This is a genomic window from Kushneria marisflavi (genome assembly GCF_002157205.1).
Taxonomy (GTDB): Bacteria; Pseudomonadota; Gammaproteobacteria; order Pseudomonadales; family Halomonadaceae; genus Kushneria; species Kushneria marisflavi.
Window position 1 is genome coordinate 2,704,168 of the sequence record NZ_CP021358.1, and the last position, 22,923, is coordinate 2,727,090.

Below are 22,923 nucleotides of genomic sequence, written 5' to 3' on the forward strand. Positions count from 1 at the left end.
GCAGACGTTGCGTTCATGACCAGCACACGAGTACTGACCGGCATCACCACGACCGGTACCCCCCATCTGGGCAATTATGTCGGTGCCATTCGCCCCGCCATTGCCGCCAGTCAGGACGAAAGCGTTCAGTCCTACTATTTTCTGGCCGACCTGCATGCACTGATCAAGGCCAGCGACCCCAGGAGAGTTCAGCAGTCGCGCCTTGAGATTGCGGCCACCTGGCTGGCGCTGGGACTGGACACCGACAACGCCATCTTTTATCGCCAGTCGGACATCCATGAGACCACCGAGCTTGCCTGGATGATCTCCTGTGTCTGCGCCAAGGGGCTGATGAATCGGGCGCATGCCTACAAGGCCGCCGTGACGGACAATGAAGACACCGGCAGTCCCGATCCGGATCGCGGCATCACCATGGGGCTTTTCAGCTATCCGGTGCTGATGGCGGCCGATATCCTGATGTTCAATGCCAACCGCGTGCCGGTCGGGCGTGATCAGGTTCAGCACATCGAGATGGCGCGTGACATGGCCGGACGTTTCAACCACATCTACAAGGGCAATTATTTCACACTGCCCGAGGCAGTGGTCGATGAGCGGGTTCAGACGCTCAGCGGGCTGGACGGACGCAAGATGTCCAAAAGCTACGACAACACCATTCCGCTATTCTCCTCCGAAAAGAAGCTTTTAAAGCTGATCCGCAAGATCAAGACCAACTCGCTGGAGCCGGGTGAACCCAAGGACCCCGAGACCTGCACGCTGTTTCAGATCTATTCGGCCTTCGCCAACGAAAGCGAAGAGCAGGCCATGCGTAGCCGCTACGCCGAAGGGATTGGCTGGGGCGATGCCAAAAATGCGGTATTTGAGCACCTTAACGCCCAGCTCGAAGGGCCGCGCGATGAGTATGAAAGGCTCATGCAGGACCCGGCTCATATCGAGTCGGTACTTCAAAAGGGCGCCGAGCGTGCGCGCAGTGAGGCCAATACGCTGCTGGAACGCCTGCGCCCTGCGGTGGGGTTGGGTCGATTCGTTTGATCCGGGTCTGATTGCACCGGCGCCCTGAACGTCAGGGCACCAGCGCCTTGAGCATTAAAGCGCATAATAAAAGGGCCGCCTTCATGAGAAGGCGGCCCTTGTCTTGTCATGCGTGGCCCGATCAGAATGTTGTGTCGAGGGCAGCTTCAAGTCCGGGCGTGTACTTGGCACCGTGCGGCACGGTGACGGTCGAGGGTGTCAATGCATCATTGATCGGTTCGAACCGGCCGCCCAGTGACTCGGCCAGAAAGGCCTCGGTAATGGCGTTGAAGGCAATGTTGTTCGCCGGACGCGCAAAGCCGTGGCCTTCATCGGGAAAGAGTACATAGGTGACGGGAATCGATTTTTCGCGCATGGCGTCAACGATCTGGTCACTTTCAGCCTGCTTAACGCGCGGGTCGTTGGCCCCCTGTCCGATCAGCAGTGGTCGCTGAATACGGTCAGCGTGCGTCAGCGGCGACCGCGCTTTCAGCCATTCGCGACCTTCCTCGGTATTGGGGTCGGCCATGCGCCGATACATCTGCTGGCGTCCTGCTTCCCAGTAGGGCGGGATGCTCTCCAGCAGGGTGATCAGATTCGACGGCCCGACAATATCGACGCCACAGGCGAACACCTCGGGCGTCATGGTCAGACCGGCGAGTGTGGCATAGCCACCGTAGGAGCCGCCCATGATCGCAACCCTTTTCGGGTCGGCAACGCGCTGGTCGATGGCCCAGTTGACGGCATCGATCAGATCATCGTGCATGCTGGTGCCCCATTCGCCGTCACCGGCCGCGGTGAAGGATTTGCCAAAGCCGGTCGAGCCGCGATAGTTGACCGACAGCACGGCGTAGCCGCGGTTGGCCAGCCACTGGTGATAGCTGTTGCTGCCGTAGCTGTCGCGCGCCCAGGGGCCGCCGTGCACCAGCAGCACCATGGGCAGCGGTTCTGAAGGCGTCTTGAAGCCGTCCGCTTCGCTGCCATGGGGCAGGGTGAGGTAGGACACCAGCGTCAGGCCATCACGCGTTTTGATCTCAAGCGGTGTCATGCCGGCAAGCGGTGCGCCTTCAAGCTCCGGACGGCTGACAAACAGTGAGGTCAACGTGAGGGCGTCGCGATCAAAGAGCCAGGTTTCGGCAGGTGCCGTGACCGGGTCATTGACCACGATCCAGCGGCGGTCGTCATCCGTACGCGAGGTGACGTTAACATCGCCCTTGAGCCGCTCATCAAGAAAGGTCAGTGCCTCACCGATGCTCGGGTCAATGGCGGTCCATTCGGTACGCAGATAGTCCACCGCCCAGGCTTGAATGTTGTGGTTGTCGCGGTCGGCCATGACACCGGTAATGTCGGCCTTCGATGATTCGGCGATCACGCGTAGTTCGCCGCTGTCCCAGTCCTGTGCGGTGAGCGCGGCCGTATCGCGTCCGCGGCTGTCGATCCAGTACATGGTGCGACCATCACGGGTAAACCCGGCTGGCCCGGTATTGGCGCTATCTTCAAAGCTGATGGAGGCAAACGGCTCGCTTTCAACGCTCAGGTCGTTAACGCGGAAAAAGTCTTCACCACCATCAACACGAGGCTGCTCGGCCAGACGAATCTCCAGATTTTCGTCGAGCAAGAAGCCGCCATAGCCATCGTTTTGCAGTACCAGCGACAGCTCGCCGCTGTCGAGGTTGAGCTGATAGACATCGTGCCAGCGTGGGTCACGGTCGTTGATCCCGACCATGATGCGATCCTTGATGTGGCGACTCACGCCCAGTATCTGTACGCGTACGCCTTCCTGTGGCGTGAGGATACGCTGCTCGCCGTTTTCCACGTTCACACCGTAAAGGCGAAAGTTTTCGTCACCGCCCTGGTCATTGACATACAGAAGCTGCTGACTGTCCGGTGACCAGAAATAGCTGCGGATCGGGCGAGTGTCTTCCTGCGTCAGAGCGCGAGCGTTTTCAGGGTAATCGGCCGGGGCAACCCAAAGATTCAACACGTCATTGTGAGGCGCAATCCAGGAGAGCCATTGCCCGTCGGGGCTCAGACGTCCCTGGACGCGGCTGGGATTGCCAAACAGGCGCTGACGCTCGATAAGCGCCACGTCATCTGCCGGGCCGGCACCTGCCGAAGGGGTCTGGCTGGCCGGTACGGCCGCCAGCGCAACATTGATCCAGCGCATCATGAACTCCTTGCATCGATAGGCTGTCACCGCATGAGTCTGCGGTGTCATCTGGATTTCGACAGCATAACGCACGTGGTTATCCCGGGCCTGATGAATCCATTAGACAGCTTTTATTTCAGACACATTGTTTATGACGATAAACTATGGACAAGCATCTTTTTATTACTGGAGCAAGGGTATGGCGCAAGTAACGGCAGCGGATCAGCCTCAACAGAGGCCCCTGCATCAATCGCCGATCGTCTGGGGGGCCGCAGGCGTTTTATTGATCGCGGCGCTGACGGTCGCCATGACAATCAGCGTTACCCAGGGAGCGCTGATGCTGGTCGGCGGCGCGCTGGGGCTGGTGCTTTATCACGCCGCGTTCGGATTCACGTCGGCCTGGCGTGTGTTCATTATTGACCGTCGAGGGCGGGGCCTGCGGGCGCAGATGGTATTGCTGGCCGTCGCAGTGGTGCTGTTCTTTCCGGCCCTGTCGGCAGGCACGCTGTTTGACCATCCGGTACGAGGTTTTGTCTCACCCATTGGCGTCTCCGTGATGGTCGGAGCCTTCATATTCGGTATCGGCATGCAGCTGGGCGGCGGCTGCGCCTCTGGCACCCTGTTTACGGCCGGAGGAGGTAATGCCCGTATGGTGGTGATGCTACTCTTCTTTATCGTCGGGTCAGTACTGGCCACCATCAATTTTGACTGGTGGTTGTCGCTGCCGGCGTTTCAGCCAACCTCGCTGGTCGAGCTGGGCGCAGGCCCCGGTATTGCCACAAGTCTTGCCCTGTTTTCCGTGATCGCAGCCGTTACCGTGTGGCTGGAGCGTCGTCGGCATGGCCGCCTGGAGGCGGCGGCGATACTGGCCGAGCGGCGTGGCACGGCGCGCTGGCTGAGGGGGCCATGGCCCCTGCTTTTCGGTGCGGTAGCACTGGCGCTGCTTAACTTCGCAACGCTGTCACTGGCCGGTCGCCCCTGGGGCATTACCTCGGCCTTTGCGCTCTGGGGTGCCAAGATCATTCAGACGCTGGGTATCGATCCGGGACAGTGGAGCTACTGGCAGCAGCCCGGCAATGCGCAGGCGCTGACTCAGAGTATCTGGCATGACGTGACCAGTACCATGAATATCGGCATTATTCTGGGCGCGATGGTGGCAGCAGCGCTGGCGGGCAGATTTCGGCCCACGTTGAATATTCCGTTGCGCTCGCTGCTGGCCTGCGTCATCGGAGGCGTATTGCTGGGCTATGGAGCGCGTATCGCCTTTGGTTGCAATATCGGTGCCTATTTCAGCGGCATCGCCTCGGGAAGCCTGCATGGCTGGGTATGGATGGTTTTCGCCTTCGCCGGCAACATGGTCGGAGTGAAGCTACGTCCCTTCTTTTTCGAACAACCTGCGCGTCCCGCCGTGAGTGGCTGCTGAGATGGCTTGATTTCCGAGCCGGGAGACGGAGATGCCTGATGGCATCTCCGTGCCGTTTTGTGCATTAACCCGTTGTTTCCCATGTGTGTTGTGAAAATATTTAATGGTTTTTTAATGAAACGGGCTATAATGATTAGTTAACACGCTTACGATTTACGGAAGTTGCATGCCCGGTTCGATCACCTCAACCCCCGCCGAACGCCAGAAGACGCTCAAGAGCCTCTATCGCTACATTGCCTACCTTTTCCTGATTGCCCTGATCTGTCAATGCATGTACTGGGACGCATTGCCTAGAGACATTGACGATCAGTTTTCCGAAACCTCTTTTGCTGAAATTGCTCAGCCTTTCATGCTGTTGGGTAGCCTGATACTTCTATGGAAGGTTCGTGCCATGGGGATTTATCGCCACGGCACTGTCCTGATGTTTGCCTTTTTACTGGCCTCATTGATCCGTGAACAGGATTTCATGCTCGACCGCGTGTTTGATGACCTGTGGCAGTGGCTGGTCACGCTGGTACTGGTGCCGGCCCTTGTGTTTCTGGTGCGCTACCGGCTGCACGTGCTGGACGAGTGCTGTCGCTATATGAAGCAAATGTCCTTTGGCCTTTTCCTGGGGGGCTTTGTGTCCGTTTATGTCTTCTCACGACTGATGGGTCGGGGCATTTTCTGGGAAGCCGTGTTAAAGGCGCAGTACGTTTATGAAATCAAGGCCACAATAGAGGAAAGCATCGAGACGCTGGGGTTTGCGCTGATTCTTCTGGCCATTGTCGAACTCTGGCTCTGGGCGCGACAGCAGGTGGTACAGACAGCCTGATGGCGGATTGAGGCGGGGAAGTCTGACAGTCAGGTCATGAAAAAAGGCCCCATCCATGGATGGGGCCTTTTGTATGGCAGATGCGACCGCTTAGTTGGGCAGCATGCTGCGCAGCACGTAATGGAGGATACCGCCGTGACGGTAGTACTCCAGTTCGTTAACGGTATCGATGCGGCAGAGCGCGTCGATTTCTTTGGTGTTGTCATCGGCGAAGGTGATGGAGACCTTCACGCTGGCTGCCGGGCTCAGATCGTTCAGACCCGAGATGCTGATTGTCTCGTCACCGGTCATGCCCAGCGAGTTGCGGTCTTCACCTTCCGGGAACTGCAGTGGCAGAACGCCCATGCCGATCAGATTGGAGCGGTGAATACGCTCGTAGGATTCGGCGATGACGGCGCGAACGCCCAGCAGGCGCGTACCCTTGGCGGCCCAGTCACGCGAGGAGCCGGTGCCGTATTCCTTGCCGGCGATGATGACCAGCGGCTTGCCTTCTTCGGCGTACTTCATTGCGGCATCATAGATGGCCATCTGTTCGCCGTTGGGTACGTAACGGGTCATGCCGCCTTCAACACCGTCGAGCATTTCGTTGCGGATACGCACGTTGGCAAAGGTGCCGCGCATCATGACTTCGTGGTTGCCGCGACGCGAGCCGTAGGAGTTGAAGTCCTTGACCTCGACACCATGCTCCTGAAGGTAGCGACCGGCCGGGCTATCGGGCTTGATGGAGCCTGCCGGAGAAATATGGTCGGTAGTGACCGAGTCACCCAGCTTGGCCAGAACGCTGGCGTTCTTGACGTCCTGAATCGGTTCCGGCTCGCGACCCATGCCTTCAAAGAAGGGCGGGTGCTGGATGTAGGTGGAATCCTTCGACCACTCATAGACTTCACCCGGGGTGATGTCGATGGACTGCCAGGCAGCATCACCGTCAAAGACCTCGGCGTATTCCTTGCGATACATGTCGCTGCGGACACGCTCGACGGCCTCGGCGATCTCCTTCTGAGACGGCCAGATGTCCTTGAGATAGACCGGATTGCCGTCCTTGTCGTTGCCCAGCGACTCTTTCGAGATGTCCAGGCGGACGTTGCCGGCCAGCGCATAGGCCACGACCAGGGGCGGTGACGCCAGCCAGTTGGTCTGGACCAGCGGATGGATACGGCCTTCGAAGTTACGGTTGCCGGACAGGACCGAGGCGACCGTCAGGTTTTCATCCTGGATGGCCTTGTCGATCTGCTCGGGCAGCGGCCCGGAGTTACCGATACAGGTGGTGCAGCCATAGCCGACCAGGTTGAAGCCCAGGGCATTAAGCGGCTCCTGGAAACCGGCCGTGGCGAGATAGTCGGTGACGACCTTGGAGCCAGGAGCCAGCGAGGTCTTGACCCAGGGCTTGCTGGTCAGGCCCTTTTCGACGGCCTTCTTGGCCACCAGACCTGCCGCCATCAGCACGCTCGGGTTAGAGGTGTTGGTGCATGACGTGATGGCTGCGATGACGACCGCGCCATCCTGCAGGCGGAAGTTGTGCCCGCGGTGTTCGATATTGGGGTTTTCGCTAAAGCTATTGTCGACAAAGGGTGCGGTGTTGCCACCTTCGCTCTGCCAGCGACCTTCTTCCTTCGCTGATGCATCCTTTGACTGATCGGCCAGCAGCTTTTCAAACGTGGCGCTCATGTCGGTCAGGGCAACGCGGTCCTGCGGACGCTTGGGGCCGGCCAGGCTGGCCTCGACGGTATCCATGTCCAGCGACAGGGTATCGGTGAAGATCGGCTCGTGGCCCGGCTCACGCCACATGCCCTGTTCCTGGGCATAGACCTTGACCAGTTCGATCTGCTCCTGGCTGCGGCCAGTCAGCTTCATGTAATTCAGGGTTTCATCATCGATCGGGAAGAAACCACAGGTAGCGCCATACTCAGGTGCCATGTTGGCAATGGTGGCGCGATCGGCCAGCGGCAGATCCTTGAGGCCATCACCATAGAATTCGACAAACTTGCCAACCACACCCTTCTTGCGAAGCATCTGGGTCACGGTCAGTACCAGGTCGGTCGCCGTGATACCTTCCTTGAGCTTGCCTTCGAGCTTGAAGCCAATGACTTCGGGGATCAGCATGGAGACAGGCTGGCCCAGCATGGCCGCTTCGGCTTCGATGCCGCCAACACCCCAGCCCAGTACGCCCAGACCGTTGATCATGGTGGTGTGGGAGTCGGTGCCCACCAGAGTGTCGGGGAAGGCAAAGGTCTTGCCGTCTTCTTCCCTGGTCCAGACCGACTTGCCCAGGTACTCAAGGTTGACCTGGTGGCAGATACCGGTACCCGGGGGAACAACGCTGAAGTTGTCAAAGGCCTGCTGGCCCCAGCGCAGAAACTCATAGCGCTCGAGGTTACGCTGCATCTCGATCTTGACGTTGTCTTCAAATGCTTCCGGGTTGCCGTAATCGTCCACCATGACCGAGTGGTCGATGACCAGATCGACCGGCGACAGCGGGTTGATGCGAGAAGGCTTTTCACCCAGCTTGGCGACGGCGTCACGCATGGCAGCAAGGTCGACAACGCCGGGGACGCCGGTGAAGTCCTGCATCAGGACGCGGGCGGGGCGATAACCGATCTCACGCGTGGAGCGACCTTCCTTCTGCCAGTCGACCAGCGCCTGAATGTCGTCCTGCGTCGCAGTCACACCATCCTGAAAGCGCAGCTGGTTTTCGAGCAGCACCTTGAGGGTGAAGGGCAGACGTGCAAAATCGCCATACTGCTCGGCAGCCTTCTTGAGGCTATAGTAATGGTAGGTTTTTTCACCGACCGTCAGCTCGCCAAGCGTGCTGTTGGTGTTATCAGGGCTCATGAAGCCTCCTCATCATCGGATTCCGGACCCGCGCCATGCGGCTTGATAACCTCCGTCAGGAGAGGCGATAACGCATGGCCGGTACGCCGTATCAGGGAACATTGTCCAGCGTACTACCGTTCCCTGATAAGTATAGTAAGCATACCTGCAATATGACCTTGTGTCGGCCTGCCTACATTGTCGACAAACTTCGTGGCGCTAGCATAACAGTTTACCGCCTGTTTCGTTCAAGTTTTTCAAGGCGAAAGCCCCTCATGATCGACCAAAGACTAATATCCTGGCAGGAACATTGCCCCTACTGCGACGCCATGAACGACATCGATATCGATACCAGCCAGGGTTCTCATGTGACCTGGGTGGACTGCCAATGGTGCTGCGCCCCGATCAGCGTCACGGTCACGATATCCTTGTTCGATGACACCCTGGAGTCGGTCACCCTCGGGCGTGATGACGATGCCTGAGCCCCTGGCAGGGCAATGAGCGTCATTGCCATCGCCGATTGGCCGCGGGCTGCCTGTCTGCTCACAATAAGGCATGGCCTATCATGTCTACGCGGGCACTGAAGCCAGCCATATGCAGTGTTACACTGGGCGCCATTCAATTACCGTCGATTTCTGTTGAGGTTATGTCATGAGTGAAGTCAGCCATCATCCGCTGATTATTCTGGGTTCGGGCCCGGCCGGCTATTCTGCTGCGGTCTATGCGGCGCGCGCCAATCTGTCTCCAATGCTGCTGACCGGCATGGAGATGGGCGGTCAATTGACCACGACCACGGATGTCGACAATTGGCCGGGAGATGACAGCGGCGTACAGGGCCCCGAGCTCATGGAGCGCATGCGTCGTCATGCTGAACGCTTTGACACCGATATCCGCATTGATCACGTCAACGAAGTCACGCTGACCGAGCGTCCCTTTCGGCTGAAGGGTGAAAACGGCAGCTATACCTGTGATGCCCTGATCGTGGCGACCGGTGCCAGTGCGCTGTATCTCGGCCTTGAGTCCGAGGAGCGATTCAAGGGGCAGGGTGTGTCGGCCTGCGCTACCTGCGATGGCTTTTTCTATCGCAACAAGGAAGTCGTGGTGGTCGGCGGTGGCAATACGGCAGTCGAGGAGGCGCTCTATCTTTCCAACATCGCCTCGAAGGTCACGCTGGTGCATCGCCGCGACAGTCTGCGTGCCGAGAAGATCCTGCAGCAGAAGCTGTTCGACAAGGTCGACAATGGCAACATGGCGATCGAGTGGAACACGACCGTGGATGAAGTGCTGGGAGACGGCTCCGGGGTGACAGGTGTGCGCCTCAGGTCGATGACGGATGGCAGTACGCGCGAGCTCGAAGCGCCCGGTCTGTTCGTGGCCATTGGCCATCGTCCCAATACCGACCTGTTCAAGGGGCAGCTGGACATGAAGGATGGCTACATCACCGTGAAATCGGGCCTCGAAGGCAATGCCACGGCCACCAGCATTCCGGGCGTCTTTGCCGCCGGCGATGTGGCTGATCAGATCTATCGTCAGGCCATCACTTCGGCCGGCAGCGGCTGTATGGCCGCGCTGGATGCCGAGCGTTTTCTGGATGGGCTGGATCCGAGTGTGCCGCATTCGGCCTGGTAAGCATCACCGATGATCGTGATATGAAAGGAGGGAGGGCTCAGGCCTTCCCTTTTTTGTGTCCGATGGAATCTCCTGGCCGATGAAGGCCGCCACATTTCAGTAGTGTGGTGGCCGCTCCTGAGCGCTGTCGGACTGGATCGATTCAAGGCTTTCCCGCTGCTCTCCCAGGCGCTGGGCCATGAGATTGCACAGACGTTCCAGTCTTTCGATGGTGGCATTTTGCGTGATCAGTGCCTTGTCGAGGCGTTCCAGCCAGTCTTCCTGCCAGGCCAGACGACTTTCCAGATCGTTAGCACGCTCTATCACCTGCTTAAGCGTAGTGTCAATGTGCATGTTAGAATCAGCTTGTTGCGGAGGTGTGTTCATGTCGTTGATCTCCGTACGTTAAACATCCGGCCGTGGGGTCGGTGGCTGGGTTCACATCCCGTGAACAAGGGCATCATGGGAATCTGCGGGATGCGGACCATTTGATTAAACAATCCGATAAACGTTTGAAGCAGAGTATCGTCATGAGTGCAAAAACCATCTGGCGCTGTACCGTTATCAGCCTGCTGCTGGCGCTTTTAACGCCGGTTCTCGCAGGTTTTCTTGTCTATCTTGCAAGCCCTGTCGTTATCGAAAACATGGCCGCTGAGCCCGGTCTTGTCGTCATCTGGGGGCTATCTGCCGTGGCCTCCTTTGTCGCACTTGAAGTTGCCACCCTTGCCATGCATGTCCTGACCCCGACGCTTTCCAATGTGGTGGAAGTCGAAAAGGATGATCGCGAGATCGGCGTGGTCAAGTGGTTCAATGTCAACAAGGGGTATGGCTTTATTACCAGGGACGGCGGTGAGGATGTCTTCGTCCATTTTCGCGCCATTCGTGGCAAGGGCCATCGGACGCTGGCCGAGGGGCAGCGGGTGCGTTATTACTCCATTCAGAACGAGCGTGGCCTTCAGGCCGAGGATGTCACCGTCATTACCTGACAGGCTGTCCTTTCAAGACGCCAGAATGGTGTCGCAGGAAAACGCCCCGCAACGCGGGGCGTTTTTGATGGTGTCCAGTATGAGCCCCGTCACTGGCGCCCTACTTCTTGCCATCCTGAGCCCCGGCGTCGGGCCAGTAAATGACGCCTTCACTGCCATCAGCAAGAACCTGAAAAAAGCGGTCGGGGTCATCACCGGGCTGCCAGCCGCCGAGCGAACAGCGTACCTCACAGGCCAACGCCTGACTGGCAGCCCGGGCGCAGTCGGCATCGCGAGGCCAGGGCGTGAGATCGCTATCCAGCCAGAGACTGGCCATTCGGTCCGCGGCGTTTTCGACCAGCAGAATCGGCAGCCGCTGCCCCTTGTAGATGGGGGCCGCCCGCCACTGGTGCTTGCCGGCGCGCTCAAGCGTAACGCTGGTCTCCAGCGCGTTGGCAAGCCATTGGGAGATGCGTTCGGCATCATTGCAGGCGAGGTAAACCTCGATATCTGGATAGTGCTCCATGGGATTATCGCAGCAGCCGGTCAAGGGTAGATTCAAGGGCCTGACTCATCAGATCAAGGTCCGTGGCAAGAATGCGCTCATCACGCTGGTGGATGGTGGCATTACGTGGCCCGAACTCGATGGTCTGCGGCCCCAGGGTTGCAATGAAGCGAGCATCCGAGGTGCCGCCGCCGGTTGAAAGCCTCGGTGTTGCGCCCGTGATCTCACAAAGAGCTGCGCTGACCGCCTCGGTCAATTCACCCGGCTCCGTCATGAAGGGCTCGCCGGAGAGCTGCCAGTCAATATGCCGGTCAAGCCCGTGTGCATCGAGCAGAGCCTCGATGCGCGCCTGCAGCGCCTGAGCCGTGACCTCCGTGGAAAAGCGCAGATTGAAGGTGACTTCCAGCTCGCCTGGAATAACGTTGTTGGCGCCGGTGCCACCATGAATGTTGGAAATCTGCAGACTGGTCGGCGGGAAAAACTCGTTGCCGCTATCCCAGTGCTCGGAGACCAGAGCGTCCAAGGCCGGCATGGCCTGATGAATGGGGTTACGGGCCAGCTGTGGATAGGCCACGTGACCCTGCGTGCCCTGAATGCGCATCACGCCATTGAGTGAGCCGCGTCGTCCGTTTTTGATGACATCGCCAAAGCGTGCCTCCGAGGAGGGCTCGCCGACGATGCAGTAATCAATGGGTTCATTTCGTGCGCGCAGGATTTCAACCACGGCGCGGGTACCGTCTCGTGCCGGGCCTTCTTCATCGCTGGTCAGCAAAAAGGCAATTCGGCCCGGGCGCTCGGGATGAGCCGTCACAAAACGCTCAACGGCCGTTACCATCGCAGCCAGCGATCCCTTCATGTCGGCGGCGCCGCGTCCACGAAGATAGCCGTGCTCATCGATGCGGGGTGAGAACGGCGGTGTCTGCCACAGGTGCTCAGGCCCTGTCGGCACGACGTCGGTGTGGCCTGCCAGTACCAGGGTCGGGCCGGTCTGACCCCGTACGGCCCAGAGGTTGCGCACTTCCCCCTGGTCCATCCACTCCAGATGAAAGCCCATCCGTGTCAGGCGCTCGGCGATCAGGGTCTGACAGCCGGCATCATCAGGCGTTATGGAGGCTCTTGAGAGCAGCTCAAGCGCCAGTGACAGTGTCTCGCCCGGTGCCTGTCGGGTGTCAGGCGTATTGTCGAAAACCTTTTGCATGACTCTCTTCATTCAACGGGCGCTCGCGTGAGCGCCCGGATGTGTGGACAGCGCTGATGGCCCCTGGTAGTGGGCGTGCAGGGCGTCAGTTGTGGGCGTGCAGAGCGTCGTTGAGCGCGATGGCACTCTTGTTCGTGCGACACTCCAGTCGGCCTGTCTGGGAGTTGCGCAAAAACAGCAGGTCGTTCTGTCCCGCCAGCTGGCGCGCAGCGACAGTGTCTACCAGTTCGCCATGATCGTCGAGAACCGCTACCTTGGCACCGGCAGTAATGTAGAGACCGGCTTCAACGGTGCAGCGATCGCCCAGCGGGATGCCGATGCCGGCGTTAGCGCCGATCAGGCAGTTTTCGCCGGTGCCGATGACAATATTGCCACCGCCGGACAGGGTGCCCATGGTCGAGGCGCCGCCGCCCAGGTCAGAGCCCTTGCCCAGCACGACGCCGGCTGAAATGCGGCCTTCCACCATGCCGGGACCTTCGGTGCCGGCGTTGAAATTGCAAAAGCCTTCATGCATGACGGTGGTGCCTTCGCCCAGATGGGCGCCCAGACGAACACGCGCCGTGTCGGCAATGCGCACGCCCTTCGGTACCACGTAGTCGGTCATTTTCGGGAACTTGTCGACACAGTCGACGGACAGGGCACGGCCTTCAAGGCGTGCCTTCAGACGGCGGTCGCCGAGCTCCTCGATATCGATGGCGCCTTCGCTGCTCCAGGCAATGTTCTTCAAAAGACCGAACATGCCATCCAGCTTGATGCCGTGAGGCTTTACCAGACGATGCGACAGCAGGTGCAGCTTGAGATACACCTCAGGCACGCTTTCCGGTGCGCGGTCTTCTTCAAGAAAAACCGCCACCAGCGGACGACGGCTGTCTGCCATGGCACGGGCGATATCGGCCTGCGCGTCAGAGCCGGCATGGCTCAGGGCTTCGGCCAGACTTTCGCAATGCTCGGGCAAAAAGCTCACCGCCACATTGCCTTCGGGGGCGCCCAGCGTGCTGCGCACGGTGTCGACAAGCGTTTGCTCAGGAGTATGGAGCGGGGCCGGGTAGTAGACTTCGAGCCAGTCGCCCTGACGGTTCTGGGTGCCGATACCCAGTGCAAAACTCAGCATGGAAAATTCCTTATCGATGGGGATGTGTCAGGCCGGCCAGTCGTCGACGGCCTTGCCCACCAGCACCTCGGTGCCGGTATCAAGTACCGGACGCTGGATTAGGCTGGGATGCGCCTTGATTAGTGTCATGGCACGCGTCTGATCCAGCGCGTCGCGTTCGGCGTCATCCAGCTGACGCCATGTGGTGCTGCGGCGGTTAAGCAGTGTGGACCAGTCCACAAAGCCCAGAAAATGCTGAAGGGTTTCCTCCAGTCCATCCTGGTCGGCCAGACGACGCAGGTCGATCATTTCGACCTCCTGGCCGCTGGCTTCAAGCCGACGGCGGGCGCGCCGGCAGCGGTCACAGTTGGATAGGCCGTAAAGCTTCAGCATGAGAGGTCTCTCGTGACGCATTGGGCGGCGATTATAGGCGCCCGGCGTAGTGGGGCTCAAATCGGGAAAGGTGATGATCCCGATCGGCCAGTGCTAGCCGGTCGTGGCAATACCGGCTTCGGCATCGAGGACATGGCGCAGGCGGTCACTCAGTGCTTTCTGTAGCTCGGGATTGGTCAGCGGATCGCCGTTGGTATCGGTAATAAAGAACACGTCCTCGACCCGTTCGCCCAGTGTGGCGATCTTGGCCCCGGACAGCGCGATATCAAAGCTCATGAAGATCTGTCCGACATGGGCCAGAAGTCCGGGCCGGTCGGCGGCAATCAGCTCCAGTACGGTGCGTTGATTGGCTTCATCCTGCTCAATGAGTACGCGCGTGGGCACCCGGAAATGCTTGAGCTGGCGCGAAGTGTGACGCTTGACGATGCGGGGGTAGTCGTCCGGGTCGTCGAGCTCTTCGACCAGATGCGCCTGAATCTCCTTGAGCCGGGCGGGGTCGCGAATGGCCTGGCCATCACCGTCGAGCAGGATGAAGGTATTGAGCGTCCAGTCGTTGCTCGAGGTGGCGATACGGGCGTCGTGGATGGACAGGTCCAGCTGGTCAATGGCCGCGGCGGTGGCGGCAAACAGATTATTGACCGAGCGGGTGTGGATAAAGACCTTGGTACCGCCATCGGTCATGTCCTCGGTCGGGGCGCTGATCAGAATCAGCGGCATGACGTCCACACCGGCCTGCATGATGCCCTGGGTGTGCCAGACAATCTCACTGGCGCTGTACTGCAGGAAGTAGTCATCGCCCAGCGTTTCCCAGAGTGCATCCACGGCCTGACACTCGCCGCCCATGCACTGGGTGAGGGCACGGGCTTCTTCGCGTGTCTCCTCGATCCATTCCTGACGGTCGAGCGGATTTTCCAATCCACGTCGAAGCACGCGGCGCGTTTCCCCGTGCAGTTGACGTAGAAGGGCCGCGCGCCAGCTGTTCCAGAGCGTGGGATTGGTGGCGTTGATGTCGGCCACCGTCAGCAGATAGAGATAATCCAGATGTACTTCATCGTGAACGATGGCGGCAAACTCCCTGATGACGTCCGGGTCACTGATATCGCGCTTTTGAGCGGTCGTGGACATCAGCAAGTGATGTTCGATCAGCCAGCTGACCAGGTGCGTATCACGCCTTGGAACGCCGTGGCGATGGCAGAACCCTTGGACATCCCGGGCGCCCAGCTGGGAGTGGTCGCCCCCGCGGCCCTTGGCGATATCGTGATAAAGACCGGCAATCCACAAAAGCTCAAGCTTGGGCACGCGTGCCACAAGTGCTGCGCAGAGAGGATATTCTTCACGCCCTTCGGAGGTTCGAAAGCGCTGAATGACGTCCAGCACGCGCAGCGTGTGAGCATCCACCGTGTAGATGTGAAAAAGGTCGTGCTGCATCAGGCCGATGATGTGGCCAAAGCGGGGAAGATACTTGCCCAGAATGCCATAGCGCGCCATCCGGCCCAGTTCACGGGCTACCATGCCACCGCCGCGCAGCAGTTCCAGAAACAGGCTGCGATTGCGCAGATCGGCCCGAAAGCCGTTGTCGATCAGATGGCGGTGGTCACGAATGGCGCGGATGGTGGCGGCGCGGACACCTTCAATACCGGGATGCTGTGCGAGCAGCACAAACATCTCGATCAGGGCAGAAGGGCGGCGTTTGAAGACGTGTGGACCGCGAATACGCAGATACCTTCCATCCAGCTCGAAGCGGTTGTTGAGCGGTACGACCTCCGGCTGCTGATCTTGCTGGAGGATGTTTTCCTCAAAGTTCTGAATCAGCATGTCATTGAGTTCGACCAGGGCCGTGACCACGCGATAGTAGCGGCGCATGAACTCTTCAACGCCCAGTCGTTCCGGCGTGTCGTGATAGCCAAACAGGGCGGCGATGGCACGCTGATGATCAAACAGAAGACGGTCTTCACCCCGTTCGCTGATCATGTGCAGGGCGTAGCGTACCTGCCAGAGAAAGGCTCGGCTCTGACTGGCGATGCGCATATCGGCATCCGTCATGAAGCCGCGCTGCATCAGCACTTCAATGATATTGGTGCCAAAATGGCGCTTGGCGATCCAGGTAACGGTCTGGATGTCGCGCAGACCGCCGGGTGAGCTCTTGATATTGGGTTCAAGATGATGTTCGGAGTTGTTGAAACGCTGATGGCGGGCCTTTTGTTCGGCAAGCTTTGCCTGAAAAAAGGCTTCGCTACGCCACGTGTCCATCTGGTTCAGACGCTCGCGCATACGCTCCAGAAGCGGTTCAAAACCTGCCAGACAACGTGTTTCCAGCAGATTGGTGATCACGGTGACATCATCATTTGCCTCGCGCTCGCAGTCGTTGAGTGAGCGAACGCTATGGCCGATATCAAGGCCGATGTCCCAGAGCATCGTGATAAAGGCGGTCAGTGACTCTCGATAGGGTGTGTCGTCATCGTCTGCCAGCAGAATCATCAGGTCGATGTCGGAATACGGGTGCAGTTCACCCCTGCCATAGCCGCCCACGGCAATCAGGGCGATACCATCGTCATGCCACTCAAGGCGTGACCACAGCAGTGCCAGCAACTGGTCGATACACCATGCCCTGCCAAACACCAGGTCGCGAATGTCTGCGCCGTTTTTAAAACGTTCGTCCAGACGGCTGCGAATATCGGCCAGCACTTCCCGAACGGCCCCGATGGGAGAGGTGTCTCGATCCAGGCGTGCCTTCAGGGCCTCGAGATCGATCAGGGTGGTGTCCGGTGTAAACCGATAGTGGTGGAGCAGCATGGGCGGTGACCGTAATGAAAGTGAGCGGCAGCGTCCGCCACGGGCCTGCCAGTGGCAGGCCGGAGAGCGCATCGAACAGACGATGGATCAGTTTGTCAGAAAACCGAGGTCCTCGTCATGGCGGACGGTGGTGGCTTCCACGCCATCAGCCGTGATGATCAGGGTGTGCTCCCACTGGGCGGAAAGACTCTTGTCGCGGGTGACCGCGGTCCAGCCGTCCTTTAATACCCGGGTCTGCCAGCCGCCGGCATTGATCATCGGCTCGACGGTCAGACACATGCCTTCCTTGAGCTCGGCATCATTGTGTTCATTATAGCCGTCGTAGTGCAGCACCTGCGGGTCTTCATGAAAGCTGCGTCCGATGCCGTGTCCACAGAAATCGCGTACGACGCTATAGCCGTTGTCATTGGCATGTGCCTCGATAACGCGGCCGATGTCGGACAGCCAGACACCCGGGCGCATGATCTTCATGGCCTCATAGAGACATTCCTGGGCCACGCGTGACAGACGTTCGCCCTTGATGTTGTCGCCGACGATGAACATGCGGCTGGTGTCGCCGTAATAGCCATCCTTGATGATGGTGACATCGATATTGAAGATGTCGCCCTTTTTGAGTTTCTTGTCGAAATCGGGAATGCCGTGACAGACCACGTGGTTAAGCGAGATACAGGTAGCGTGCTGATAGCCATGGTACCCGATGGTGGCCGAAATCGAGTCGATCTCGTTTTCGATGTAGTGATGACACAGGCGGTCGATTTCGCCGGTGGAAATGCCCGGGCGAATGTGTGCCTCGATCATCTCCAGTACGCTGGCGGCCAGACGTCCGGCGATGCGTAGCTTGTCGATATCTTCGGCATTATGGATGGGGATGTTCATGGCGACTCGTGGTAAGCGAAATGGGAAGCCGTGCGAGGGCGCAGGGTCAATATCTCCCCGCAGTCAGGGGTTGTGACAGTAAGGTTCGGCTTCATCTTGACAGCATTATATGGTATAAAGCCGCGCGTTTTCCTGCAATCCGTGTCCGGGTATGACAGACTTGTCTTCTGGACAGGCGATCACGGAAAGCGTCTGAACCATTACCACAGAGACCACACATGTACCGACACATGGTCCCGGGTGCCGTGAAAACGGTCGGACCCATGGGGTGCGTGGAGGCTTAACCCGATACTCAGGAGAGTCATCATGTCAGTCAATATGCGTGACCTGCTCAAGGCAGGTGCCCACTTCGGTCACCAGACCCGTTACTGGAACCCGAAGATGAGCAAATACATCTTCGGCGCTCGTAACAAGATTCATATCATCAACCTCGAACACACGCTGCCGGCTCTTAACGAAGCCGTCTCCGTGGTTGAGCGTCTGTCTGCCAACAACAACAAGATCATGTTCGTTGGCACCAAGCGCGCTGCGGCCAAGATCATCGCCGAGGAAGCGACTCGCGTCGGCCAGCCCTTCGTGAATCATCGCTGGCTGGGCGGCATGCTGACGAACTTCAAGACCATTCGTCAGTCCATCAAGCGCCTGCGCGAACTCGAAGCCATGCATGAAGATGGCACCTTCGAGAAGCTGACCAAGAAGGAAGTTCTGATGGCCACGCGCGAGCAGGAAAAGCTCGAGCGCTCCATCGGTGGTATCAAGGACATGGGCGGCCTGCCGGACGTCATGTTCGTGGTTGACGTTGATCACGAGCGTATCGCGATCAATGAAGCCAACAAGCTGGGCATTCCGGTCATCGGCGTTGTGGATTCCAACTCCGATCCGGACGGTGTTGACTACATCATCCCGGGCAACGACGACTCCATCCGTGCCATCCAGATCTACGTTCAGGCGATTGCCAATGCCTGCGCCAAGTCGAAGGAAGGCAGCGGCGACGAGTTTGTCGAAGTCGACGAAGCGGCCGAAGCGGCTTCCGAGTAATGTCACCCGCACCGGCAGGGGAGTTCACTGCCGGTGTCTGTGAATGACAGTGCAAAAGGGGGCTCAAGGGCCCCTTTTTTTGAGGCGACAAATCGCATCGGCCGTGGTGTACGAGCGTCTGTCGCGGAACTGTCATTGACAGGTGGTACCGATTTTTCTTCTCGTTCCGGGATCTCCGGAACCGAATACATGATTCAACAGAGGTTCATGACATGGCAGCTATCAGCGCATCTCTGGTCAAGGAACTACGCGAGCGCACCGGGCTTGGCATGATGGAGTGCAAAAAGGCACTCTCCGAAGCCGATGGCAATATCGAAACCGCCATTGAAAACCTGCGCAAGAACGCAGGTCTGAAGTCCGCCAAGAAGGCCGGCCGTGTAGCCGCCGAAGGCGCAATACTGACCCGCGTCGCCGAAGATGGCACTACTGCCGTGATGCTGGAGGTCAACTCCGAGACTGACTTCGTATCGCGCGATGACAACTTCAAGAACTTTGCCAATGAAGTCGTCAACAAGGTGCTCGACACGCGCAGCGAAGATATCGCTGTCGTGATGGAAGGCGAGCTGGAAGACGCCCGTGCGCAGCTGGTCCAGAAGATCGGCGAAAACATCACGGTACGTCGCGCCGCCGTTATCGACGCGCCTGAAGGTGGCAGTGTCGGTGCCTATGTTCACGGTGATCGTATCGGTGCCGTTGTCGTGCTCAAGGGCGGCAATCAGGACGTCGCACGTGACATCGCCATGCACGTGGCCGCGATCAACCCATCCGTTTCGCATCCCGAGAACATGCCCCAGGCAGAGCTCGACAGCGAGAAGGCGATTATCCTTGCGCAGCCCGACATGGCCGGCAAGCCTGCTGAAATCGCTGAAAAAATGATGCAGGGTCGTCTGAAGAAGTATCTTGCCGAAAACAGCCTGGTCAACCAGCCTTTCGTCAAGGATCAGAACGTGACCGTGGCCGAATACGCCAAGCAGTCTGGCGCAGAAGTTGTTAGCTTTGTGCGCTTTGAAGTTGGCGAAGGTATCGAGAAGGAAGAAGTCGACTTCGCCAAGGAAGTCATGGAGCAGGCACGCCGCAGCTGATCGGGCGTGTCGCTTCCGGCCTGCGGCCGATATCGGTCGCAGGCCTTTTGAAGGCGTGCGTTCGCGCACGCCTTCGCGTATCTGCTCAGGTATGGCATTTTGATGCCATGATGAGCGATACACCTCACGTTTTCTCCCCTCGGGCCATCAGGAGGATGTCACATGCCCCCCAATACTGAACGTAGCGCCAAGTACAAGCGTATTCTGCTCAAGCTCTCGGGTGAGGCGCTGACGGGCGAACAGGACTTCGGTATTGATCCAAAGGTACTGGATCGCATGGCGCTGGAAATTGGCCAACTGGTGGGCATTGGTGTCCAGGTGGGTATCGTGGTCGGCGGCGGCAACCTGTTTCGCGGAGCAGCGCTCCACGAAGCCGGCATGGACCGCGTTACCGGCGACCACATGGGCATGCTGGCCACGGTCATGAATGCCCTGGCCATGCGTGATGCGCTGGAGCGCGCCAACATCCGCTCGCGCGTCATGTCTGCCATTCCCATGAGCGGCGTGGTCGAGCACTACGACCGCCGTACCGCCATCCGTTACCTGACCTCCGGTGATGTCGTCATCTTCTCGGCAGGTACAGGCAACCCCTTCTTTACGACCGATAGTGCCGCCTGTCTGCGCGGGATCGAGATCGATGCCAACGTGGTCATCAAGGCCACCAAGGTGGATGGTGTCTATGACAAGGACCCCGTCAAGCATCCCGATGCCGCCAAATATGAGCGACTCAGCTACGATGATGTACTCGACCAGAAACTTGGGGTCATGGATTTGACCGCTATATGTCTGGTGCGTGACCATGACATGCCGGTTCGCGTCTTCGACATGACGCGCCACGGTGCGCTGTTGAATCTTGTCATGGGTGGTCGAGAAGGTACTATCGTCGATAACGGCCCGGTGCAACCAAAAGGCTGAGCAGAGGATTTATAAAGTGATCAACGAGATCCAGAAAGACGCCGAAAGCCGCATGCAGAAAAGCGTTGAATCGCTGCATTCGACCTTTGGCAAGATCCGTACCGGGCGTGCCCACCCCAGCATTCTCGATGCCGTGCGCGTTGAATACTATGGTGCCGAGATGCCGCTTTCTCAGGTGGCCAATGTCAATGTCGAGGACGCTCGTACACTGTCCGTGGTGCCCTGGGAAAGGACCATGGTTCCCAAGGTGGAAAAGGCCATCATGACCGCAGATCTGGGCCTGAACCCCTCCACGGCCGGTACCGTTATTCGCGTACCGATGCCGGCGCTGACCGAAGAGACCCGCAAGGGCTATACCAGACAGGCGCGGGCCGAAGCCGAGCATGCAAAGGTGGCCGTGCGCAACATTCGACGTGATGCCAATGGGGATCTGAAAGCCCTTCTCAAGCAGAAGGAAATTTCGGAAGATGAAGAGCGTCAGGCCCAGGACGGTATCCAGAAGCTGACCGATCGCTTCATTGCCGAGATCGACAAGTCGCTTGAGCAAAAGGAAAGCGATCTGATGCAGGTCTGAGGTCCGGACCCGAAACCATCCGACTCAGGGCACGGCTTCGGCCGTGCCTGCAGTGAGAAGTCATGACGCCTGACAAGTTTTCAAACATGCCCCGGCATGTGGCTATCATCATGGACGGCAACAATCGCTGGGCCAAGTCTCGTGGACTGTCCGGCGTGCGCGGTCACCATGCCGGAGTAGAGTCGGTCAGGGCCGTGATCAAGCGCGCGGCCGAACATCACCTTGAAGCCATTACCCTGTTTGCCTTTTCCAGTGAGAACTGGAAGCGTCCGGCGCAGGAGGTCAGTGCCCTGATGGAGCTTTTCATCATGGCGCTCAAGCGTGAGGTCTCCCGACTGCATAAAAACGGTATCCGCCTATGCATCGTCGGTGACCGCTCGAAGCTATCTTCCTCCCTGAATCGTGCCATTGATCGAGCCGAGCATCTGACCCGTCATAACCAGGGGCTGAAACTGATCGTGGCCGTCAACTACGGTGGTCGCTGGGATATCGCCAGTGCCGCGCAGCGTCTCGCGCGCCAGGTTGAGGATGGTCAGTTGTCGGCCAATGACATTGACGAAGCGCTTTTTGAGCGTGAAATGTCAACGACAGGGATCCCGGAAGTGGATCTTTGCATTCGTACCAGTGGCGAGCAGCGCATCAGTAACTTTATTCTCTGGCAAATGGCCTACGCAGAGTTCTACTTTTCACCACTATACTGGCCTGACTTCGATGGCGATGCCTTCGATGAAGCATTGAGTGTTTATTCTGGTCGCAAGCGCCGTTTTGGCATGACCGACGAACAAATCGAGGTTCAGGGTGCTTAAGCAACGGGTGTTGACAGCGCTGGCCATCGGGCCCACGTCACTGATACTGCTGTTTGTACTGGGGGGCGGCTGGTTTGCCACGTTCGTGGGCCTACTGGTCGCCGCTTCTGCATGGGAGTGGTCCAATCTTTCCGGCGGCGAGAGCCTCAAGGATCGCGCCCTGTTTACAGTGACACTGATTGCCCTGATGGCGCTGGGTTGGTCCTCCGGTGCTGCCTTGCAGACCTGGCCACTGTGGATCGCGCTGGCCGGCTGGCTGCTCTGTCTCTACTGGGTCATCAGCTATCCCGACAATACTGACCAGTGGCGCAGCCGTGGGATGCGCTATGCCATGGGCCTGTGGGCGTTACTACCCTGCTGGGTCGGTTTGCTTTTGTTGCGCGAATCACCGATATGGCTTCTGTACGTGCTGTTTCTGGTCTGGGGCGCCGATATCGCGGCCTATTTTGCCGGCCGTGCCTATGGCAATCGGAAGCTGGCCCCCAGGGTCAGCCCTGGCAAGTCCTGGGCCGGTGTTTACGGCGCGCTGGGCGGCACGGCTGTGCTTGCGCTGCTCATGGCACTCTTTCAGGGCATGGGTATTGGCCAGACGCTGGTACTGGTCATCATCAGCGCCATTGTTACTGGTGCCTCGGTGCTGGGCGATCTCAATGAGAGCATGCTCAAGCGCTATCGTGGCATCAAGGACTCCGGCAATCTGTTGCCGGGACACGGCGGAGTGCTGGACAGAATCGACAGCCTGACCGCTGCCATTCCCATTTTTGCCCTGCTGGCACCCTGGATCGGTTAATTGTTGTCAGCATGCGGTTTTGTGGCCTGTAGCCGATGATCATGATTGAATCGGCTCGGGTCGCGCGTTTTGTGCCTCCCATCCGTTT

General features: G+C 58.8%; 21 protein-coding genes. 12 read left to right on the forward strand and 9 right to left on the reverse strand.

What is annotated here, in order from left to right; genetic code table 11:
• Positions 1–15: 15 nt before the first annotated feature.
• A complete protein-coding gene (trpS, locus tag B9H00_RS12380) occupies positions 16–1,029 on the forward strand; it encodes a tryptophan--tRNA ligase (protein ID WP_086900901.1) in 1,014 nt (337 codons plus the stop codon).
• A 121-nt stretch (positions 1,030–1,150) separates the two neighbouring features.
• On the opposite strand, the gene B9H00_RS12385 is transcribed toward trpS, so the two are convergent.
• Positions 1,151–3,250 (reverse strand): S9 family peptidase, encoded by a 2,100-nt coding sequence (locus B9H00_RS12385; protein ID WP_236944269.1) that lies wholly within the window; start codon positions 3,248–3,250, stop codon positions 1,151–1,153.
• 106 nt (positions 3,251–3,356) lie between these two features.
• Here B9H00_RS12385 and B9H00_RS12390 point away from each other — a divergent pair, with 106 nt between their 5' ends.
• Together B9H00_RS12390 and B9H00_RS12395 are read left to right on the forward strand one after the other, a co-directional pair.
• The gene (locus B9H00_RS12390; protein WP_086900902.1) at positions 3,357–4,580 is read left to right on the forward strand and encodes a YeeE/YedE family protein; all 1,224 of its coding nucleotides are present in this window, start codon (positions 3,357–3,359) and stop codon (positions 4,578–4,580) included.
• A 166-nt stretch (positions 4,581–4,746) separates the two neighbouring features.
• On the forward strand, positions 4,747–5,394 hold the full coding sequence (locus B9H00_RS12395; RefSeq protein WP_086900903.1) for a hypothetical protein: 648 nt from the start codon (positions 4,747–4,749) through the stop codon (positions 5,392–5,394).
• Positions 5,395–5,484: 90 nt separating this feature from the next.
• Here the strand turns inward: B9H00_RS12395 and acnA are convergent, their stop codons facing one another.
• Positions 5,485–8,223 carry an aconitate hydratase AcnA gene (acnA, locus tag B9H00_RS12400; protein WP_086900904.1) on the reverse strand — a complete coding sequence of 913 codons (2,739 nt, stop codon included), beginning with the start codon at positions 8,221–8,223 and terminating at the stop codon, positions 5,485–5,487.
• A gap of 308 nt (positions 8,224–8,531) precedes the next feature.
• Between acnA and B9H00_RS12405 the strand changes: the two genes are divergently transcribed.
• Both B9H00_RS12405 and trxB read left to right on the forward strand, forming a co-directional pair.
• A complete protein-coding gene (locus tag B9H00_RS12405) occupies positions 8,532–8,684 on the forward strand; it encodes a CPXCG motif-containing cysteine-rich protein (protein WP_322788246.1) in 153 nt (50 codons plus the stop codon).
• Positions 8,685–8,853: 169 nt separating this feature from the next.
• Positions 8,854–9,831, forward strand: coding sequence for a thioredoxin-disulfide reductase (gene trxB / locus B9H00_RS12410; protein WP_086900905.1), 978 nt, complete (start codon positions 8,854–8,856; stop codon positions 9,829–9,831).
• A gap of 96 nt (positions 9,832–9,927) precedes the next feature.
• On the opposite strand, the gene B9H00_RS12415 is transcribed toward trxB, so the two are convergent.
• Positions 9,928–10,164 carry a SlyX family protein gene (locus tag B9H00_RS12415; RefSeq protein ID WP_086620654.1) on the reverse strand — a complete coding sequence of 79 codons (237 nt, stop codon included), beginning with the start codon at positions 10,162–10,164 and terminating at the stop codon, positions 9,928–9,930.
• A 176-nt stretch (positions 10,165–10,340) separates the two neighbouring features.
• Between B9H00_RS12415 and B9H00_RS17160 the strand changes: the two genes are divergently transcribed.
• Entirely contained in the window at positions 10,341–10,796 is a 456-nt protein-coding gene (locus tag B9H00_RS17160; protein WP_086901862.1) for a cold-shock protein, read from the forward strand.
• A 100-nt stretch (positions 10,797–10,896) separates the two neighbouring features.
• On the opposite strand, the gene B9H00_RS12425 is transcribed toward B9H00_RS17160, so the two are convergent.
• The 6 genes from B9H00_RS12425 to map all read right to left on the reverse strand — a co-directional run bounded on the left by B9H00_RS12425 (position 10,897) and on the right by map (position 17,630).
• Positions 10,897–11,301: a hypothetical protein gene (locus tag B9H00_RS12425; RefSeq protein WP_086900906.1), complete on the reverse strand. Its 405-nt coding sequence runs from the start codon at positions 11,299–11,301 to the stop codon at positions 10,897–10,899.
• 4 nt (positions 11,302–11,305) lie between these two features.
• Complete coding sequence (dapE, locus tag B9H00_RS12430) at positions 11,306–12,478, reverse strand: succinyl-diaminopimelate desuccinylase (protein ID WP_086900907.1); 1,173 nt, start codon at positions 12,476–12,478, stop codon at positions 11,306–11,308.
• Positions 12,479–12,563: 85 nt separating this feature from the next.
• Complete coding sequence (gene dapD / locus B9H00_RS12435) at positions 12,564–13,589, reverse strand: 2,3,4,5-tetrahydropyridine-2,6-dicarboxylate N-succinyltransferase (protein ID WP_086900908.1); 1,026 nt, start codon at positions 13,587–13,589, stop codon at positions 12,564–12,566.
• 27 nt (positions 13,590–13,616) lie between these two features.
• Entirely contained in the window at positions 13,617–13,961 is a 345-nt protein-coding gene (locus B9H00_RS12440; RefSeq protein WP_086900909.1) for an ArsC/Spx/MgsR family protein, read from the reverse strand.
• Positions 13,962–14,054: 93 nt separating this feature from the next.
• Positions 14,055–16,754 carry a [protein-PII] uridylyltransferase gene (locus B9H00_RS12445; protein WP_086900910.1) on the reverse strand — a complete coding sequence of 900 codons (2,700 nt, stop codon included), beginning with the start codon at positions 16,752–16,754 and terminating at the stop codon, positions 14,055–14,057.
• A gap of 87 nt (positions 16,755–16,841) precedes the next feature.
• On the reverse strand, positions 16,842–17,630 hold the full coding sequence (gene map / locus B9H00_RS12450; RefSeq protein ID WP_086900911.1) for a type I methionyl aminopeptidase: 789 nt from the start codon (positions 17,628–17,630) through the stop codon (positions 16,842–16,844).
• Between the two features lie 303 nt (positions 17,631–17,933).
• On the opposite strand from map, the gene rpsB reads away from it, so the two are divergent.
• The 6 genes from rpsB to B9H00_RS12480 all read left to right on the forward strand — a co-directional run bounded on the left by rpsB (position 17,934) and on the right by B9H00_RS12480 (position 22,835).
• Complete coding sequence (gene rpsB, locus B9H00_RS12455; protein ID WP_086620646.1) at positions 17,934–18,668, forward strand: 30S ribosomal protein S2; 735 nt, start codon at positions 17,934–17,936, stop codon at positions 18,666–18,668.
• 212 nt (positions 18,669–18,880) lie between these two features.
• A complete protein-coding gene (tsf, locus tag B9H00_RS12460) occupies positions 18,881–19,750 on the forward strand; it encodes a translation elongation factor Ts (protein ID WP_086900912.1) in 870 nt (289 codons plus the stop codon).
• 162 nt (positions 19,751–19,912) lie between these two features.
• Positions 19,913–20,665, forward strand: coding sequence for a UMP kinase (gene pyrH, locus B9H00_RS12465; protein ID WP_086900913.1), 753 nt, complete (start codon positions 19,913–19,915; stop codon positions 20,663–20,665).
• A 16-nt stretch (positions 20,666–20,681) separates the two neighbouring features.
• The gene (gene frr, locus B9H00_RS12470; protein WP_086900914.1) at positions 20,682–21,239 is read left to right on the forward strand and encodes a ribosome recycling factor; all 558 of its coding nucleotides are present in this window, start codon (positions 20,682–20,684) and stop codon (positions 21,237–21,239) included.
• Positions 21,240–21,301: 62 nt separating this feature from the next.
• The gene (gene uppS, locus B9H00_RS12475; RefSeq protein WP_086900915.1) at positions 21,302–22,045 is read left to right on the forward strand and encodes a polyprenyl diphosphate synthase; all 744 of its coding nucleotides are present in this window, start codon (positions 21,302–21,304) and stop codon (positions 22,043–22,045) included.
• A complete protein-coding gene (locus tag B9H00_RS12480) occupies positions 22,038–22,835 on the forward strand; it encodes a phosphatidate cytidylyltransferase (RefSeq protein WP_086900916.1) in 798 nt (265 codons plus the stop codon). Before uppS ends, B9H00_RS12480 begins: the two co-directional genes overlap by 8 nt.
• Positions 22,836–22,923 lie beyond the last annotated feature (88 nt).

Bases quoted from the DNA above. Each gene is read 5' to 3' on its own strand.
- B9H00_RS12395 (WP_086900903.1), top strand. From the start codon at position 4,747: ATGCCCGGTTCGATCACCTCAACCCCCGCCGAACGCCAGAAGACGCTC.
- B9H00_RS12415 (WP_086620654.1), bottom strand. From the start codon at position 10,164: ATGCACATTGACACTACGCTTAAGCAGGTGATAGAGCGTGCTAACGAT.
- tsf (WP_086900912.1), top strand. From the start codon at position 18,881: ATGGCAGCTATCAGCGCATCTCTGGTCAAGGAACTACGCGAGCGCACC.
- B9H00_RS12440 (WP_086900909.1), bottom strand. From the start codon at position 13,961: ATGCTGAAGCTTTACGGCCTATCCAACTGTGACCGCTGCCGGCGCGCC.
- B9H00_RS12390 (WP_086900902.1), top strand. From the start codon at position 3,357: ATGGCGCAAGTAACGGCAGCGGATCAGCCTCAACAGAGGCCCCTGCAT.
- dapD (WP_086900908.1), bottom strand. From the start codon at position 13,589: ATGCTGAGTTTTGCACTGGGTATCGGCACCCAGAACCGTCAGGGCGAC.
- trxB (WP_086900905.1), top strand. From the start codon at position 8,854: ATGAGTGAAGTCAGCCATCATCCGCTGATTATTCTGGGTTCGGGCCCG.
- pyrH (WP_086900913.1), top strand. From the start codon at position 19,913: ATGCCCCCCAATACTGAACGTAGCGCCAAGTACAAGCGTATTCTGCTC.
- acnA (WP_086900904.1), bottom strand. From the start codon at position 8,223: ATGAGCCCTGATAACACCAACAGCACGCTTGGCGAGCTGACGGTCGGT.
- trpS (WP_086900901.1), top strand. From the start codon at position 16: ATGACCAGCACACGAGTACTGACCGGCATCACCACGACCGGTACCCCC.
- B9H00_RS12445 (WP_086900910.1), bottom strand. From the start codon at position 16,754: ATGCTGCTCCACCACTATCGGTTTACACCGGACACCACCCTGATCGAT.
- B9H00_RS12425 (WP_086900906.1), bottom strand. From the start codon at position 11,301: ATGGAGCACTATCCAGATATCGAGGTTTACCTCGCCTGCAATGATGCC.
- uppS (WP_086900915.1), top strand. From the start codon at position 21,302: ATGACGCCTGACAAGTTTTCAAACATGCCCCGGCATGTGGCTATCATC.
- map (WP_086900911.1), bottom strand. From the start codon at position 17,630: ATGAACATCCCCATCCATAATGCCGAAGATATCGACAAGCTACGCATC.
- dapE (WP_086900907.1), bottom strand. From the start codon at position 12,478: ATGCAAAAGGTTTTCGACAATACGCCTGACACCCGACAGGCACCGGGC.
- B9H00_RS12405 (WP_322788246.1), top strand. From the start codon at position 8,532: ATGAACGACATCGATATCGATACCAGCCAGGGTTCTCATGTGACCTGG.
- B9H00_RS17160 (WP_086901862.1), top strand. From the start codon at position 10,341: ATGAGTGCAAAAACCATCTGGCGCTGTACCGTTATCAGCCTGCTGCTG.